13 protein-coding genes and 2 tRNA genes are annotated in these 16252 nt (G+C 37.7%); 11 read left to right on the top strand and 4 right to left on the bottom strand.

Features of this window, described 5'->3' with window-relative positions; translation table 11 throughout:
• Nucleotides 1–334: 334 nt before the first annotated feature.
• Entirely contained in the window at nucleotides 335–2686 is a 2352-nt protein-coding gene (locus OQX63_RS10985; RefSeq protein ID WP_265850918.1) for an efflux RND transporter permease subunit, read from the bottom strand.
• A 119-nt stretch (nucleotides 2687–2805) separates the two neighbouring features.
• Here OQX63_RS10985 and recO point away from each other — a divergent pair, with 119 nt between their 5' ends.
• From recO to OQX63_RS23375, 4 genes are all read left to right on the top strand, one after another.
• Complete coding sequence (recO, locus tag OQX63_RS10980; protein WP_265850917.1) at nucleotides 2806–3531, top strand: DNA repair protein RecO; 726 nt, start codon at nucleotides 2806–2808, stop codon at nucleotides 3529–3531.
• Between the two features lie 94 nt (nucleotides 3532–3625).
• Nucleotides 3626–3700 (top strand) — tRNA-Val (locus OQX63_RS10975).
• Between the two features lie 151 nt (nucleotides 3701–3851).
• Nucleotides 3852–3926 (top strand) — tRNA-Val (locus OQX63_RS10970).
• A 181-nt stretch (nucleotides 3927–4107) separates the two neighbouring features.
• Nucleotides 4108–4359 carry a GIY-YIG nuclease family protein gene (locus tag OQX63_RS23375; RefSeq protein ID WP_265850916.1) on the top strand — a complete coding sequence of 84 codons (252 nt, stop codon included), beginning with the start codon at nucleotides 4108–4110 and terminating at the stop codon, nucleotides 4357–4359.
• Between the two features lie 392 nt (nucleotides 4360–4751).
• Here the strand turns inward: OQX63_RS23375 and OQX63_RS10960 are convergent, their stop codons facing one another.
• Nucleotides 4752–5168 (bottom strand): VOC family protein, encoded by a 417-nt coding sequence (locus OQX63_RS10960; RefSeq protein ID WP_265850915.1) that lies wholly within the window; start codon nucleotides 5166–5168, stop codon nucleotides 4752–4754.
• A 124-nt stretch (nucleotides 5169–5292) separates the two neighbouring features.
• Between OQX63_RS10960 and OQX63_RS10955 the strand changes: the two genes are divergently transcribed.
• The 3 genes from OQX63_RS10955 (at nucleotide 5293) to OQX63_RS10945 (ending at nucleotide 7892) form a co-directional block, all read left to right on the top strand.
• A complete protein-coding gene (locus OQX63_RS10955; RefSeq protein ID WP_265850914.1) occupies nucleotides 5293–6204 on the top strand; it encodes a hypothetical protein in 912 nt (303 codons plus the stop codon).
• Nucleotides 6205–6295: 91 nt separating this feature from the next.
• A complete protein-coding gene (locus OQX63_RS10950) occupies nucleotides 6296–6922 on the top strand; it encodes a class I SAM-dependent methyltransferase (RefSeq protein WP_265850913.1) in 627 nt (208 codons plus the stop codon).
• Nucleotides 6923–6995: 73 nt separating this feature from the next.
• Nucleotides 6996–7892: an NAD(P)/FAD-dependent oxidoreductase gene (locus OQX63_RS10945; protein WP_265850912.1), complete on the top strand. Its 897-nt coding sequence runs from the start codon at nucleotides 6996–6998 to the stop codon at nucleotides 7890–7892.
• 14 nt (nucleotides 7893–7906) lie between these two features.
• Here OQX63_RS10945 and OQX63_RS10940 read toward each other — a convergent pair whose 3' ends face one another.
• Nucleotides 7907–8071, bottom strand: a complete 165-nt coding sequence (locus OQX63_RS10940) for a hypothetical protein (RefSeq protein ID WP_265850911.1) — start codon at nucleotides 8069–8071, stop codon at nucleotides 7907–7909.
• Between the two features lie 206 nt (nucleotides 8072–8277).
• Nucleotides 8278–9732 (bottom strand): amino acid permease, encoded by a 1455-nt coding sequence (locus OQX63_RS10935; protein ID WP_265850910.1) that lies wholly within the window; start codon nucleotides 9730–9732, stop codon nucleotides 8278–8280.
• A 1036-nt stretch (nucleotides 9733–10768) separates the two neighbouring features.
• Here OQX63_RS10935 and OQX63_RS10930 point away from each other — a divergent pair.
• From OQX63_RS10930 to OQX63_RS10915, 4 genes are all read left to right on the top strand, one after another.
• On the top strand, nucleotides 10769–11104 hold the full coding sequence (locus OQX63_RS10930; protein ID WP_025145298.1) for a PadR family transcriptional regulator: 336 nt from the start codon (nucleotides 10769–10771) through the stop codon (nucleotides 11102–11104).
• A 15-nt stretch (nucleotides 11105–11119) separates the two neighbouring features.
• A complete protein-coding gene (locus OQX63_RS10925) occupies nucleotides 11120–12862 on the top strand; it encodes a PspC domain-containing protein (RefSeq protein ID WP_265850909.1) in 1743 nt (580 codons plus the stop codon).
• A 371-nt stretch (nucleotides 12863–13233) separates the two neighbouring features.
• Nucleotides 13234–15687: an outer membrane beta-barrel family protein gene (locus OQX63_RS10920; RefSeq protein ID WP_265850908.1), complete on the top strand. Its 2454-nt coding sequence runs from the start codon at nucleotides 13234–13236 to the stop codon at nucleotides 15685–15687.
• 145 nt (nucleotides 15688–15832) lie between these two features.
• Nucleotides 15833–16195: a hypothetical protein gene (locus OQX63_RS10915; protein WP_265850907.1), complete on the top strand. Its 363-nt coding sequence runs from the start codon at nucleotides 15833–15835 to the stop codon at nucleotides 16193–16195.
• Nucleotides 16196–16252 lie beyond the last annotated feature (57 nt).

Here is a 16252-nt window from a genome sequence, read left to right as displayed (position 1 = left end):
TTTATTTTAATGTCCGCCCTGCTGTTCGCTGTAGCCCTCATACTTCCGGGCTGTCGCTGCCATCAGGTTTAGGTGGTTTGGCTCAGTGTAAGAAACAGCGGTTTTTGGCCTCGCCTGCTAGTTATAATGATCTAATTTTTCTTGGTAAGCATTTGTTCATATTTATAGAATTGTCATCCTTGTAAAGGTTTAGTAATTCGGTAACAGATTTGATTTGCCTTAAAACGCTTAAAAAAATAGCCTTGGGTTTAAACCCAAGGCTATTTATAAAATCTATTCTGTTTCGGGTTAAGCCCCCTGAACTCCAAACTGCTAACTGAAAACTCCCAACTGATTAATGATCAAACTCACCAGCGTTTTTCGCAGATTCTTCATCTGAGATCACTTTTCTTACTTTCTTTTTATCTAACCACAAAACCAGTGCAGGCAATAACGTTAAGTTAAAAATTAAGGCCACCAATAAGGTTATAGACAGGAGTAAGCCCAATACTACTGTTCCGCCGAAAGTAGAAGCAGTAAATATTCCAAAGCCGAAGAATAAGATTAACGCGATATGTGTCATACTTACACCCGTTTCGGTAATGGTATCGCTAATTACTTTTGGTATGCTAAAGTTCGTCAGGTTTAATTCCTGCTGATAACGCGTTAAAAAATAGATGGTCTGATCGGACGCCAAACCAAAAGCAATGGTAAAAATTAAAATGGTCGAAGGCTTTAAGGAAATTCCAAAATAACCCATAATTCCAGCGGTAATAATAAGCGGAACAATATTGGGCAGCAGCGAAATGAACATGATGCCCAAACTTTTAAACTGCGCCAGTCTTAAAAGAGAGATTAATATAATGGCTAGCGCAATACTTTCTACCAGGTGCCTCAACATATAATCCGTTCCTTTAGAAAAGATAATGCTCGAACCAGTAAGCTCAACATCAAATTTAGATGGAGGCAAGATGCTGTCGATCCGTGGTTTTAATTCGGCCATAATGGCGTCTAAACGTTTCGAACCTACATCAGCCATTTGAAAACTGATCCTTGTACTTTGATTTCCCTTACTGATAAAGTTCGTCAACAGACTTGCATTTCCTTTTCCGCCATTGGCGATGTAGGCCAGAATAAAATTCTTTTCTAAATTGTCTGGCAAACGGAAAAAGGTAGAGTCGTTATTGTAAAAAGCCTGAGTAGCATATTTTAAACCCATATTTACAGATATGGATCGCGAAAACTCTGGGTAAGCCGAAATCATTTTTTCCAATTTTTCCATTCTTTTCAGGTTGATTAAATTGAAAACGCCGTTCTTTTTCTTCGTATCTACGCTTACTTCCAATGGTAAAATACCCTCGAAATTTTTCTCGAAGAACTTTAAATCGGTTAAAATTTCAGAATTTTTAGGCAGGTCATCCACCACATAGCCATTCACATTTATTTTCATTACACCCATAAAGGCAATGATGGAGATGATAATTGTACCGATGTAGATCAATCCGCTTTTGTGTTGAACAAGTGTATCTGTTTTCATTAATAACTTGTGCAAAAAGCCTTCTTCAACGTGGTTTTGCGCTTTAAGTTTAGGTACTGGCAAGTAGCTGAAAATAATCGGGATTAAACATAAACACATTAACCAGGTAACCATTACGTTAATAGAAGCCACGCTGCCAAATTGCATTAAAAGTTCGCTTCCGGTAAAATAAAGTACCCCAAAACCAATGGCTGCAGTAATGTTTGCAATTAGTGTGGTAATGGCAATCCGCTCAATGGTGATGCTTAAAGCTTTTTGTTTATCGCCATGCTTTCTGAGTTCGTTCTGATATTTATTCAACAGCAAAATACTGTTTGGAATGCCGATAATTACAATCAGTGGCGGAATCAGTCCTGTTAAAATGGTTAGTTCGAAACCGAATAAAACCAATGTGCCGATACTCCAGATTACGCCCATTACTACCACTAAAATAGGGAAGAACACCGCGTAGAATTTTTTGAAGAAAATCAATAAGATTAAGGCCGAAACCAGGATTGATAAGCCTAGAAACAATACAAATTCATTGCTGACCAGTTTACTTACCGCAGTGCGGATATAGGGTAGACCCGAAATATGTACCTTAATTTTTGTAGCCGTTTGAAAAGCTTTTGCCTTTGCTTCAATTTCCTTTAAAATGGGATTTCGTTCGGCAGTATTTAAGATTTTAGTGTCGAATGTGATGGCCATTAAAGTCGCATTCTGCCGGTTGTACACCAGTCCTTCGAAAAACGGGTTGCTATAAATGGTATTCCGGATCGAATCCATTTCAGCATCGGTTTTAACCAGACCACCAGGTAATGGCTTTAAAACAAATTTTTGGTTTACAGTGTCTTTTTCGAGTTGAAAGATGCGCCCTGAAGATAAAACCTGTTTAATGCCCTTTAATTTCTGAATGTCGTTTGAAAGCTGTACCCATTGGTTGTATACTTCTTTTTTAAAAATATCAGGCGATTGTATCCCCACCACCATTACACTTCCATCTTCACCAAAAGTCTTTTTAAAAGCATTGTATTTTACAAATGCGCTATCGGTAACGGGCAGGATTTTACTTCCGGTATAGGAGAGTTTTACATTTTTGGCCTGATAAGCCATGAAAATTGTTCCTAACACGAAAAATACGATGATTGCGATACGATTCTGAAGAATAAATCTCGATAGCTTAACCCACATGTGCAGCTTAGTTTTAATAATATTAAAGGCAAAACTAATCTTATTTGTAAAACCTGATTACTTTTCGCACAATTAAATTTGCACAAATAACATACTTTTGAAAAAATTGTTTTAATCGGATGTTGCACAAAGTTAGAGGCATTGTTTTAAAGACTACAAACTATAGCGAAAGCAGTGTGGTGGTGCAGGTGCTTACCGATAAATTTGGTATGCAATCTTACCTGATCAATGGGGTTAAAAAACCTAAAGCAAAGATTAAGATGAATATGCTGCAATCGCTCCACTTATTGGATATGGTGGTTTATCATAAAACAAATACCAATATTCAACGGATATCGGAGGTTCGGCAAACGCCGGTTTTTAAGAGCATCCCTTATGATATGACTAAAACCAGTATCGTTATTTTTTTAAATGAGGTGTTGTATAAAAGCATTAGGCAACAATCAGCAGATGAAAGTTTATTCGATTACATTTTCAATTCAATCGCCTGGTTTGATGAAGTGGAAGAGATAAACCCCAATTTTCATTTATCCTTTTTATTAAAGCTTACGAGGTTTTTAGGTTTTTCTCCTAACGGAAAAAGAAGGAACGATCAGATTTACTTTGATCTGCAAGAAGGAGAATTTACTTCGCGGTTACCTATTCACTCCAATTACCTTCAATTAGATGATGCGATAGGTTTTATTTCGTTGTTTGATTCACCGCTCGAAAAACTTTCTGAAATAAAAATGAGTAATGTGCAACGACGCTTTTTGTTAGATAAGATATTGGTTTTCTATACCTTACATACCGCCTCTTTTGGGGTGGTGCAATCGCATAAAATCCTCGAAACTTTGTTAAGTTGAAAAAAAAGAAAAAAAGATTTGCAGAACAGTTTTATAGCGCTATATTTGCATTCCCAAACGGAGGATGGGGCACTAAGTTTGATAAAGTATAAAAGGGAAATTAGCTCAGCTGGTTCAGAGCACCTCGTTTACACCGAGGGGGTCGGGGGTTCGAACCCCTCATTTCCCACTAAGCCTTTCAGTGTTACTGAAAGGCTTTTTTATCAAACTTTGAAATACACCTGAAAAGGGAAATTAGCTCAGCTGGTTCAGAGCATCCCGACATTATCAGTCGGCAGGGTCGAACCGAAAGGCCGAGATAATTTTAAACATTACCAAAAGGGAAATTAGCTCAGCTGGTTCAGAGCACCTCGTTTACACCGAGGGGGTCGGGGGTTCGAACCCCTCATTTCCCACTAAGCCTTTCAGTTTTACTGAAAGGCTTTTTTTTATGTTCAAATTTTTTAGTGTTTGAATGCAAATACTCATAGTGGGAATACTTTTACACCAAGAGGTCGTCCCGATTTGGATATCGGGATCATTTCCTAGTCCAATACTTGTGAGAAGATTTAATTAGTGAATTCTTATATTTACTATATGTTTTACACCTACATCTTATACTCAAAAGATCGAAATAAATACTATGTTGGTTCTACAAGTGATCTACAGAATAGGTTAAAGAAACACAATACAAATCACTCAGGTTTTACTGGCCACACAGGAGATTGGTACATTGTCTGGTTTGAGACTTTTGATAACCTAAGAGATGCTAGGCTTAAAGAAAAACAGATCAAAAACTGGAAAAGTAGGGTAATGATAGAAAAATTAATTTCATCGGCTGAGTCATAGCACCTCAGTCTTTTACTTAGTAAGGTCGTCCCGATTGAAATCGGGATCATTTCCCACTATTAAAAGCCTTTCAATTTATTGAGAGGCTTTTTTTGTGCTGTCATCCTTTATATTGTCATTCTGAACGAAGTGAAGGATCTTCAAACTATAAGCTACCATCTCTAATGAATTATTCTTTAATTAAGAATTGGATTAAAGATTCTGTGATTCGCTACCATTGACGGACTCCATAAAAAGGCGTCATTGCGAGGAGGAACGACGAAGCAATCTTTCACGCTAATGATCCTTGCTATAAAGATTGCTTCGTCGGCTGAAAAAGCCTTCACACAATGACGATCCTCGAATAGTTTCCCTTCGTAAAGATTCTTCGCTGCGCTCAGAATGACAAAAAACTATTTAGGCTCCCATAACTCAATCTTATTGCCTTCTGCATCCATAATATGGATAAATTTTCCATAATCATAAGTGGCAATTTCATCAAGTATGGTTACACCATTTTCTCTGAGTTTTTCCAATAGCGCTTCAAGGTTTTGAACACGGTAATTAATCATAAACTCCTTCTTTGAAGGTGAAAAGTATTCATCGCCTTTTTTAAATGGACTCCATTGAAGTGACTCCACCTCGTCGGGATTATTGATATTCCGGGAATCAAAACTCACAGCTCCCCATGCATTGATTTCGATCCCTAAATTTTTAGCATACCAATCTTTTGTTTCCTTCGGGTTATCAGAGAAAAAGAAAATGCCACCAATTCCTGTCACCTTTGGTGTGGTATCAGTTGTTAAAGTCGAGTTTTTTGTGTCCTCCATATTATTGTAGATTGAGATTTTTTTAGTTAATTTTCTTTCTAACCCTAAGATAGTAGAAAATCAACTTTATTATTTACCTTATTCAATTATATATCCGAAATTGCCTGACGAAAAACAGCGGTAAATGCTCGGTAAAATAATCAGGTTTATATTCTTTGGAAACTACTTCGTAGGGATTTTGGCAGTGGCGCTTACCCTCGAAGCTACCCTGCAATTAAGGCTGCCTTTTAACTCCCTCAATTATTACCTGTTGTTGTTTTTGGCCCCCACCATTTATTATACCTACGCTTACAATAAAGTTTCTACTGCACCATCCACCACTAATCCGCGTAATCAATGGTATTTTAAACATAAAACGTTTATTAATTGGAGTCAGGCTATGCTTTTTATCATTTGTATGCTGTTGGCCGCTAACCTGCTTTACCAAAACTTTCAGCATATTCTGGCACTCCCTATTGGTTATTGGCTAGCCATAGTCATTATTATTATCGCAGGTGGTTTATACTATGGCTTACTCCCTAAATCCTTCATTAAATTCAACCTCCGCAATACCGGATGGTTTAAAGCTTTTGTTATCGGTTTTGTTTGGGCCTGTTGTGCCAATGTGCTGCCCTTAATTATGCTTAAAATTGAAACAGGGGTGGGTTATCACGATTCGGTATTGTGGACCTGGTTATTTGTTAAAAACTGGATGTTCTGCACAGTCAACGCTATTATTTTTGATATTAAAGATTACCCTACAGATGCAAATAAGCACCTGCGCACTTTTGTGGTACGTTATGGCTTGCGGAGAACAATCTTTAACATTTTGATTCCGCTGTTAATTATCGGTTTAATCTCGTTGGGCATATTTGCCAGTTATAAAGGCTTCGGAATACCGCAGGTTTTATTTAATGTACTGCCATTTATATTAACCATTTACGTCGCCTACTCTATGCACAAAAGAAAAAATATTCTCTATTATCTGATGGTAATTGATGGATTGATTTTGTTTAAGGCGATATGTGGAATGATAGGGATGCAATTTGTGCATTAAGCTGAAAGACCAAAGCGTAAAGACCAAAGTGTATAGTACATTTGAAAGTCCTGTCTTGATACTTGATACTCAATACCTGATACTGAATACTATGAACAACAACTACGATAAAATAGCCAATCATTACGATACCTTAAGCCGTTTGGTGTTTTTTAAATCGCAGGTTAATGCTCAGATTGATCAACTTCATCATATTCCAAAAAATAGTTCAGTTCTAATTGTGGGTGGTGGAACAGGATGGATTTTGGAAGAAATTGCCAAAATATATCCCAGTGGTTTAAAGCTAGTTTATGTAGAAATATCAGCTAAAATGATTGCACTTTCTCAAAAACGGAACTGTAAAAGCAACCAGGTCGAATTTGTGAATCTTGGCATCGAAGATTTTGGAACGGATACCGTATTTGATGTGATTTTAACCCCGTTTCTTTTCGATAATTTCGCAGAGCAACGGGCCGAAAAAGTATTTGATCAGTTAAATGAATATTTGAAAAAAGATGGTTTGTGGTTTTTGGTCGATTTTTCCCTCAACAAAAATAATGGGAACTGGTGGAAATGGCTTTTGCTCAAATCTATGTACAGCTTTTTTAAATTACTCGGAATTGTAGAGGCAAATCACCTGATCGACATGAATCCTTACTTTCTGAATGCAGGTTATAAAATCTTCGAGCTGCGCTTGTATTATGGTAACTTCATTAAGGCGGTTATTTTTAAAAAATAAAATGACATTGATTTAATGCATCAATGTTGCATTTGAAATTTGAATTCAGATCTTTGTATCAAAAGATAAGGATATGGATTTTGATGTAATTATAATTGGAGGTAGCTATGCTGGTTTATCTGCTGCATTAACTTTAGGCCGTTCAACCCGGAATGTTCTGGTAATCGATGCTGGCGAACCCTGTAACAGGCAAACCCCTCATTCGCATAATTTTTTAACGCATGATGGCGATCGGCCAGCCGAAATTTACAAGGTAGCAAAAGCTGAAGTATCAAAATATCCAACGGTTAAATTTTTAAATGCAAAAGCCGATTCGGCAATGCAAGTGGAAGGTGGTTTTAGTGTTGGCCTGGAAGATGGGCAATATTTTACTTCCCGCAAATTATTATTGGCCACAGGTTTAAAAGATACGCTGCCTGATATTAAAGGATTGACCGCGTGTTGGGCCATTTCTGCTATCCATTGCCCGTATTGCCATGGCTACGAAGTAAAAAATGAAAAAGTAGGCCTGTTAATGAACGGTGATCATGCCTTTGAGATGGCTAAAAACCTTCACCTTTGGAATAATGATTTAACTATTCTAACCAATGGAAAATCAGAATTTACTGCCGAACAGACTGAAAAACTAAAGTCTAAATCGATTACCGTTTTAGAAGAGGAGATTATTGAACTGGAACATCAAAATGGTCAGTTAGGAAATATTGTTTTTAAGAATGGAGAAAAGGTAACCTTTAAAGCGATTTACGTTAAACCTGAAATAGAACAGCATATAAATTTTAGCGTGCAACTCGGTTTTGAATTAACAGATCTAAAAACGATAAAAGTAGATGAGCAGCAGGAAACTACTGCAAAGGGCGTTTATGCCGCAGGAGATTGTACAACCTTGTTCAGGTCGTTATCGATTGTTACAGCCGCTGGAACCGTGGCCGCAGTGATGATAAATAAAGCATTAATTTCTGAAGATTTTTGATCAATCAGCTGAAATTAAAATAAGATGGCACCAATAATAGTGACAATAAACATCGCTGCCATTACAATTCTGTCAGCAGTGATCCATTGGTCTTTTGTAAGTGGTGTTACAACTTTTTTTACGGTTTCAGCTTTGTGTCTCGAAAGTCTGAAAACTGATGTGTCTAATTTAATAATCATGGGATAATGTTTTAATAGGGTTGATTTTACTAAGGCAAATCCCAAGCCAAAAATTTAGAAAAATGTTAAATTGTGGATAACTAATATTTTTTCTTAATTAATTGATATTTATGCGGTTGTAAATACGGCATGTAATTAAAAAAGGGCAATCAGGTTGTTGGATATTTCATACAACCTGATTGCCCAATCTGTATAGCAATGTTTTATTACAGGTTTTCGTCCTGTTTTTGTATAGTGTTTAATTTACTGTTCTTTTTACCATAACCGAAGTAAATGGCTAATCCAATAATCAACCATACCGCTAGTCTAACCCAGGTTTCCCAGGGTAAAAATACCATCATGGCAATGCAGGTTAAAATGCCCAGAATTGGGATTAGAGGCACCAAAGGAACCCTAAACGGGCGTTTGGCTTTAGGATCTGTTTTCCTTAAGATCAGGATACCCACGCAAACCATTAAAAAGGCCAGTAAGGTGCCAATGCTGGTCATTTCGCCTACTACATTCATCGGGACAAATGCCGCAAAGAGACCGATAAATAAACAAAGAATAAAATTTGATTTATAGGGCGTTTTAAATTTTGTATGCACATCAGAAAACATCTTTGGTAGTAGCCCATCTTTACTGATAGAATAAAACATCCGTGATTGCGCCATTAAATCGATCAGGATCACGGATGTATAACCGATCAGAATGGCCAGAATGATGGCCTGGCTTAACCAGGCATAAGGGGTTTTTTCAATAGCTATGGCTACAGGTGCACCGCTATTGGCAAATTCTTTATAATTGGCCAAACCAGTCATTACGTGACCGAACAATCCAAATAAAACAGTACAAACCACCAATGAGCCAATAATACCGATCGGTAAATCCCTTGCTGGGTTTTTGGTTTCCTGTGCCGAAGCGGCAACAGCATCAAAACCGATAAACACAAAAAAGACCAAACCTGCACCACGTAATACGCCGCTCCACCCAAACTGACCAAATGTTCCTGTGTTTTCGGGAATATAAGGATGATAATTTGCAGGATCGATATATTGCCAGCCTAAAGCGATAAAAACCAAAACTACGCCCACTTTAAGAAAAACAATAATTCCGTTTACAATAGCCGAGCCTTTGGTGCCACGGATCAGTATGGCCGTCATTAATACCACAACCAATGCTGCAGGGATATTAATAATACCATTAACAGTAGAGCCATCGGCAAGTTTAGCGGTTTCGAAAGGAGATAAGGTTAGTTGCGGAGGGAGATAAATGTGTAAACTGGCTAAAAACCGGGTTAAATACTGCGACCAGCTGATGGCTACAGTTGCACAACCCACAGAGTATTCCAATACCAGATCCCAACCGATAATCCACGCGAAAAGTTCACCCATGGTGGCATAAGAATAGGTATAGGCACTACCTGCAACGGGGATCATAGAGGCAAATTCTGCATAACATAGTGCCGCAAAACCGCAACCTAAAGCTGCAATTACAAATGATAGGGTTACTGCAGGGCCGGAATGATTGGCTGCTGCCAAACCCGTAATGGAAAATAAACCTGCACCAAGCGTTAAGCCTACACCGATTAAAATCAGGTTTATTGGACCTAAGGTTCTTTTAAGCGTTCCTTCACCGCTCTCGTTTGCCTCGGCAACGATGCTGGCAATAGATTTCTTCATGAAAATAAGTTAAGATGCTGCAAAATTATTAAAATATATTAAATCTATCGTATTTATGTATTTAATTCCTATAGCCAACTTCCGCAGTCTGCAATGGGCTTTTGTGATAGAAGACTTCGGAAGTTTTTAAAGGGCTTTCGAGAAATCTGTTTATTATTTTCGAAAATCTACATGCTGTTTTCATAGGGTACTGCATTCCCGCCATCGCTTATAGTCCTCTACCTATGAAAAATCTTAATGTATGGACACAGGTAATTTAACATTTTTTGCCGCTCTATGCCGCGGGGCATGGTACTTTGAAGCGCCAAAGTACCCAAAGCGCTTTGTCAATCCGGCAAGGTGGCTTCTCACTACCCCACGCACATCAAAAAAAACAGTGGCACTTTGTTTAATCAGGTATGGTGTGTGTTTTCTTTGGTCTGATTGAGCCCTGCGGGGTTTGTGTTCAATTCCTTTATGGCTTTGAATTATCGTTTAAGAACACAAAACCACTGCGTTTCAGGTTTGGTGGTGCCGTTTGTTCTGTATTGCACCTGTTTTTTTGATCCTTCTGCCACTTGGGATTGACAGCGTCCTTCGCTAAAACTTGTGCCTTATTAAAGTCAGTTAGCAAAATGCCTAAACTATTCTCAAAAAAAGATGTGTCCACAAGGTAGGATGAAAAATAGGGTTGCGGGCTATCCGCTCTGTCGGGTTTATTTACAAGGGGCTGTTCAAAAACCATAAATAGTAGTACTGACCCTCATTACCTAAACCTGATAGAACCAAATAGCTCCCGATTTTATCGAATATTTTATATTTAAAAGAGTATCTAAATCGGGACTATAGGTGATAGCAGGACGGCAAAAACCGAAGCATTACAGAACCTTGCTTTTCAAAAAAACATCAAAAATTTTCAGCTTTTACAGAATTATTTCCGAAGCACAAAATTTTATTCAAAATTATATCATTGATAATCAATTATTAGTGAATTTACTTTGATTTATTTTAGTACTATGTATTGCATGGTAGTATATAAAACATATATCTTTGTTATATGATAGCAGAAAATACGCAAACGCAAATGCGGAAGGGAATTCTGGAATACTGTGTTTTATCAATCATCTCTCGGGGCGAAATTTACGCTTCGGATATTATTGCCGAATTGAGGTCGGCAAAACTGTTAGTGGTTGAGGGTACATTATATCCATTATTAACCAGGCTTAAGAACAATGGTTTGTTAAGCTACAACTGGGTAGAGTCTACCTCAGGCCCACCGCGTAAATATTATACCTTAACCGAAGATGGTCGGGGCATTTTATCACAATTAGATCAAACCTGGCAGGAGTTGGCTTATGCTGTAGGTATTTCACAAAAAGGAGCCAATTCATAATTAGTAAAAAAGGAAATGGAAAAGACCATCATCATCAATATAGGAAACACGATTATTCACATTGAAGAAAGTGCTTACGAGCTCTTAAAAGCCTACTTGAACGAAGTAAAACAATATTTTGCCAACCATGCTGATGACCTCGAAATTGTAACGGATATTGAGAACCGGATTGCCGAACTGTTGACCGAGCAATTGGAAGAACAGAAAAAACAGGTAGTAGATTCGGACAATGTAAATTCGGTGATTGCACAAATGGGTAGGGTACAGGATTTTGATACGGCTGAAGAAGGTGAGGAAGAACCTGTAATTCATAACAATAATCAATATCAGTACACAGAGAAAAAACTATACCGCGATATGGATGACCGCGTGGTAGCGGGTGTTTGCGCTGGTATTGCACATTTTGTAAACGCTGATCCTAAATGGATTAGGCTGGCTACATTGCTGATCAGTTTTGTTGGTGGATTTGGCGTATTGGTATATGCACTGCTTTGGATCATTATGCCTAAAGCCAAATCAAGGGTAGAAAAAATGGAGATGAAAGGCGAACCCGCAAATCTTCAGGGTTTCCAAAAGAACCTGGACGAAGAGTTACAGGCTGTTAAGGAACGCTTAAATGAAGTAAATAAACATGCACAGCCTATATTCGGGCGGATAGGCATTTTTATCGGTGAGTTTTTCGAATGGCTTGGCCGCTTTATATCGGGCACCGGTAAGGTTATTTTTAAAGTAATTGCAGGTTTCATTATTGTTTCTGGCGTACTCTTCTTGCTTACTTTAATTATTGGTACAGCTGCTTTTCAGGGGTTTTGGGATGCTAGTATTTATGAATATTTTCCCTTTTCTGTTATTAGTGGAGGCAATAGGGGAGCAATTTTATTTGGTGCATTTATTGTTTGCTTTATACCTGTTCTGGCTCTGGTATTATTCTCCATCAGGGTCGCTTTTAACAAACAGGCCATTAATAAAACACTTTCTTTTGCCCTGTTAATTATCTGGTTGGCTGGTGTGGCTATAACAGGTTATCAGGCAGCCAAAATTTCATCAGAATTTAAGCAACATGCAGAGTTAACACAAACAACCGACCTGAAAGCTTATCCGGTATATACCATCAATATTGATAAAAGTAAATATTTCAGCAAAGAGGATAGCGTGGCTTACCACATTGATGCGAACAACCGCCACCAGATTGTGGTTGATGATTTTGAAGATGGACCATTTGTTTCACCAAACCATATCCGCATTGATATTAACAAAAGTGAAACTGGTGTTACGCGTTTAACACAGAAGTACGAATCGCAGGGTAAAACTTTTCAAAGTGCCTTGCAAAATGCGCAGAACATTAGCTACAATTATATAGTGAAAGATTCTGAACTGATTTTTAGTCCGCGGTTTCAATTGAGAAAGGGAACCATCTGGAGAAACCAGGAAGTGAGGTTAAATCTTGAAATTCCGGTGGGAACCAGATTGATTTTAAAGCAGGATGCTTACCGTTACGTTAATAATTACTGGACCTGGGAATGTAACGACAGCGAAAATGACCATAACGACTCCAGTACATGGATCATGACCGATGATGGTTTGAAATGCGTTGCCAAATTAAAAGAAGAGGCCTTAAAAAAACAAAAGCTAAAAGGAGAACTATTCGATTTGGAACTGTTGAAAAAGAGCAAACCTACGGATACCATTTACCAGGATTCTGTTTCGAACCGGATTAAGGAAGTTAAAGAAGAGTTGGGTATTGGGAATGAAGAATGATAGCATTGCTAGCGAGTTTTAAATTTTAATAGGAACGAGGTTTTGCCCATAGCTCATCCTTGCCTCGGCTCGCCGCCGCCGAAGGGCTCTTTCTTTTTGCTGCCAAAAAGAAACAAAAACCACCGGCTGAAAATTTTTCTATCAAAGTCAGTAATATGGCAAGGATAGTGGAGCCCGAAAAATTTGTTAGGCCGGAATTAAGTAAAACGGAGATACAGTATTTTGGCCTAGTTGGGTGGAAATGCATAAACACAACAAATCGCTTATTACCAAGTCATCATAAAATAAAGTCATTGATAGCAGAAATTTAGAAACCTCGTCGCAATGATAAAGTGCGGATGAAATAAAAGCATACCTAAAAAGAAGAAACCATGAAAACATTATTTACGCTAATTGCATGCCTGATGGTGTGTGGGGCTTCTTTTGCCCAAAAATTAAATACACTGACGGGGAAAATCGTTGATGAAAAGAATGTCCCGGTGTCGTTTGCGATTGTAAGGGTGTTGAATTATCCGGATACCAATATTGCCAAAAGTGTATCAACGAATATAGATGGTGAGTTTAACATCGACCAGTTAAAAAGTGGCGATTATGTACTTTCGGTTTCTATAGTTGGTTTTAAAAACAAAAAGACAGACCGTTTTTCGCTTAGCGGAGATTTAAAACTACCTGTTATCAGCATCGAAAGCTTAACCAAACAATTGAAAGAAGTGAGCGTTCAGGGCCGGAAGCCATTTATTGAACATCAGATTGATAAAATGGTGCTGAATGTAGAGAACAGCATTGTTGCGACAGGGGGTACGGCACTGGAAATTTTAGAAAAGGCACCTGGCGTACAGTTAGACAGGCAAAATGATCAGATTTTATTAAACAATAAATCGGGTGTGATGGTGATGATTGATGGAAAGAACAACTTTTTATCGAGTGCTGATTTAACGGTCTATCTAAATGGCTTAAGCAGCAGCCAGATTGCTACCATCGAAATTATTACAAACCCATCGGCTAAATACGATGCTGCCGGTAATGCGGGTATTATCAACATTAAACTAAAAAAGAATAAAGCATTTGGCACCAACGGGAGTGTTTCGTCGACCTATCGCAATGCGATAAGGGCTAACTTACCCACTAATGTTTACGGATCGGAACTTAACTTTAACTTAAATCACCGCGTAGAAAAGTGGAATTTTTTCACCAATGCGAATGCCTCTAAAAACAATAATTTTTCTAATTTATTTTTAGAGCGGAGCACCAATGCCAATGGTTTACAGAGTATGTTTAACCAGGATTTTCAGAAAATATATACCGGATCGCGGTTGGCGGGAAAACTGGGGGCTGATTATTACGCAGGCGAAAAAACAACCATCGGTATAATGCTTGATGGCAGTACGAATACACGTAAACTGGATAATTTCGCTCAAACCTTTATAAACGAAATCAGGAATGGGGTTGCGGGCAATAATTCTTTAATCCAAAATTCTGATGCCAATACCCCAAACAAAAATTATAGTGTAAATTTTAATATCAGACATGATTTTAAAAAGGAAGGTGCGAGCTTAAATTTTGATGCCGATTATTCCGGCTTTGATTATTCTGGTCTTGAAAATTTTAATACCAATTTTTACGACGAAAAAGGTACAGTTTACAACAATACGATCATTAAAAACGATAGCAGAACAGCCATTGATATTTATGCTGCAAAAACAGATTTTACCTGGCCGCTGTCAAAAACTACAAAAATAGAAACCGGTTTAAAAAGTGCCTATGTTAAAACCAATAACGATTTTCTGTCGTCGGCATTTCTAAATAATGAATGGCAAAATGTTGTAGGGCAAAGCAACAACTTTATTTATAAAGAAAACGTAAATGCTGCTTATGCAAATTTATCTAAGGATTTAGGTAAGTGGCAAATTCAGGCGGGTTTACGGGCAGAGTATACGCAATCTACCGGTACATCGGTAACCAATAATACCTCAGTAAAGCAAGATTATTTATCATTATTCCCAACGATTTTTGTTAATCAGAAAATTTCTGAAAGTAGTAATCTACATTACACCTATGGCCGACGGATAGATCGGCCAAATTACCAACAGTTAAATCCATTTAATTTTTATATGGACCCTTACACCATACAACAGGGCAATCCATATTTGAAGCCTCAGTTTACCAATAATTTCGAAGTGAGTTATAATTATAAAAGTGGATTATTTTTTTCTTTGAGTTATGCCAAAACAAAAGATTTAATTTTAGATAGTAAAACTGCACAAAACGATAGCACGAGGATAGTTACTGTAGGGCAAGGGAATATTGGTAGTGGAGAATACTACTCGGCGGGTTTATCTGTTCCGGTAAATATTGCCAAATGGTGGAATTTGCAAAACAATTTTAGGGTTTCTTATAATAAATTTAATGATGATAATTTAGAAGGCGCCCCTTTTGTTTTAAGTAAAGTGTTCTACAATTTTAATACTGTAAATTCTATTATTTTAGGCGATAGCTGGGCATTAGAAACCAATTTCTGGTTAAACTCACCAAAAGTTAGAGGCCTGGAAAGGACCACTATTTATCAGTATGCCTTAAATATAGGTGTGCAGAAAAGTTTCTTAAGCAAAGCTTTAAAACTTAAGTTAAATGTTGATGATATTTTTCAAACCAACTACTGGAAAGGAACGCTCGATTATCAAAATGTGAATTTAAGGGTGCAGAACAATTACATTAGCAGAAGGGTATCTTTCAATATCAGTTACAGTTTTGGTAACCAAAATCTAAAATCGAACCAAAACCGCAAAACTGCGGCAGATGATGTTAAGAATAGAGCAGGAGGGTAGAAGAGTTTTGAGTTGGGCGTTTGGAGTTGTGAGTCTTTTAGCCTGGAGTCGGAAAGTCCGAGTTCCGAAGTTGGGAACAGCGGGATGAAGCCGGGCTCACTTTTCGATTAACCAATTTAAACAATTAACCAGTTAACCAATAACAATGAAAAATATCTTTTATAGTATCGCAATTTTATTTGCCGCTTTAAGTTTTGGATGCCATGGCGGCGGCGGTTATTTATCCATCAGTACACAGGATACAAACAGCTCGTTTAAATTTGAGGCGAAGTATGCAGATGGTAAAACCGCTAAACTAGAGAAATATCTTGATAGTGCTTTGAACAATGAACTTCCGTTGGATCAGAATATTGACCTGTTCGTGAACTTAAATGGCAGCGATAAGTTTAACCTTAAAGCCAAAAAAGGCTGGCTCGAAATCAACTTCGATAAAAGAAATAGTTCTTTACCAGGTTATATGAAAGTGAAAAAACTGACGGAGGGGATTAAAAAGAAATTAACGGAGTAGTCTTTTTTAACCACAGAGATCACAGAGAAAGGCACAGAGGGCACTAAGTTAGGTGGT

Origin of the sequence: Pedobacter sp. PF22-3 (assembly GCF_026239555.1) — a bacterium.
In the GTDB taxonomy this organism is placed as follows: domain Bacteria; phylum Bacteroidota; class Bacteroidia; order Sphingobacteriales; family Sphingobacteriaceae; genus Pedobacter.
This window is presented reverse-complemented; position numbering and strand designations above follow the sequence as displayed.

Bases quoted from the DNA above. Each gene is read 5' to 3' on its own strand.
- OQX63_RS10945 (WP_265850912.1), top strand. From the start codon at position 6,996: ATGGATTTTGATGTAATTATAATTGGAGGTAGCTATGCTGGTTTATCT.
- OQX63_RS10985 (WP_265850918.1), bottom strand. From the start codon at position 2,686: ATGTGGGTTAAGCTATCGAGATTTATTCTTCAGAATCGTATCGCAATC.
- OQX63_RS23375 (WP_265850916.1), top strand. From the start codon at position 4,108: ATGTTTTACACCTACATCTTATACTCAAAAGATCGAAATAAATACTAT.
- OQX63_RS10930 (WP_025145298.1), top strand. From the start codon at position 10,769: ATGATAGCAGAAAATACGCAAACGCAAATGCGGAAGGGAATTCTGGAA.
- OQX63_RS10915 (WP_265850907.1), top strand. From the start codon at position 15,833: ATGAAAAATATCTTTTATAGTATCGCAATTTTATTTGCCGCTTTAAGT.
- OQX63_RS10935 (WP_265850910.1), bottom strand. From the start codon at position 9,732: ATGAAGAAATCTATTGCCAGCATCGTTGCCGAGGCAAACGAGAGCGGT.
- recO (WP_265850917.1), top strand. From the start codon at position 2,806: ATGTTGCACAAAGTTAGAGGCATTGTTTTAAAGACTACAAACTATAGC.
- OQX63_RS10925 (WP_265850909.1), top strand. From the start codon at position 11,120: ATGGAAAAGACCATCATCATCAATATAGGAAACACGATTATTCACATT.
- OQX63_RS10955 (WP_265850914.1), top strand. From the start codon at position 5,293: ATGCTCGGTAAAATAATCAGGTTTATATTCTTTGGAAACTACTTCGTA.
- OQX63_RS10950 (WP_265850913.1), top strand. From the start codon at position 6,296: ATGAACAACAACTACGATAAAATAGCCAATCATTACGATACCTTAAGC.
- OQX63_RS10940 (WP_265850911.1), bottom strand. From the start codon at position 8,071: ATGATTATTAAATTAGACACATCAGTTTTCAGACTTTCGAGACACAAA.
- OQX63_RS10960 (WP_265850915.1), bottom strand. From the start codon at position 5,168: ATGGAGGACACAAAAAACTCGACTTTAACAACTGATACCACACCAAAG.
- OQX63_RS10920 (WP_265850908.1), top strand. From the start codon at position 13,234: ATGAAAACATTATTTACGCTAATTGCATGCCTGATGGTGTGTGGGGCT.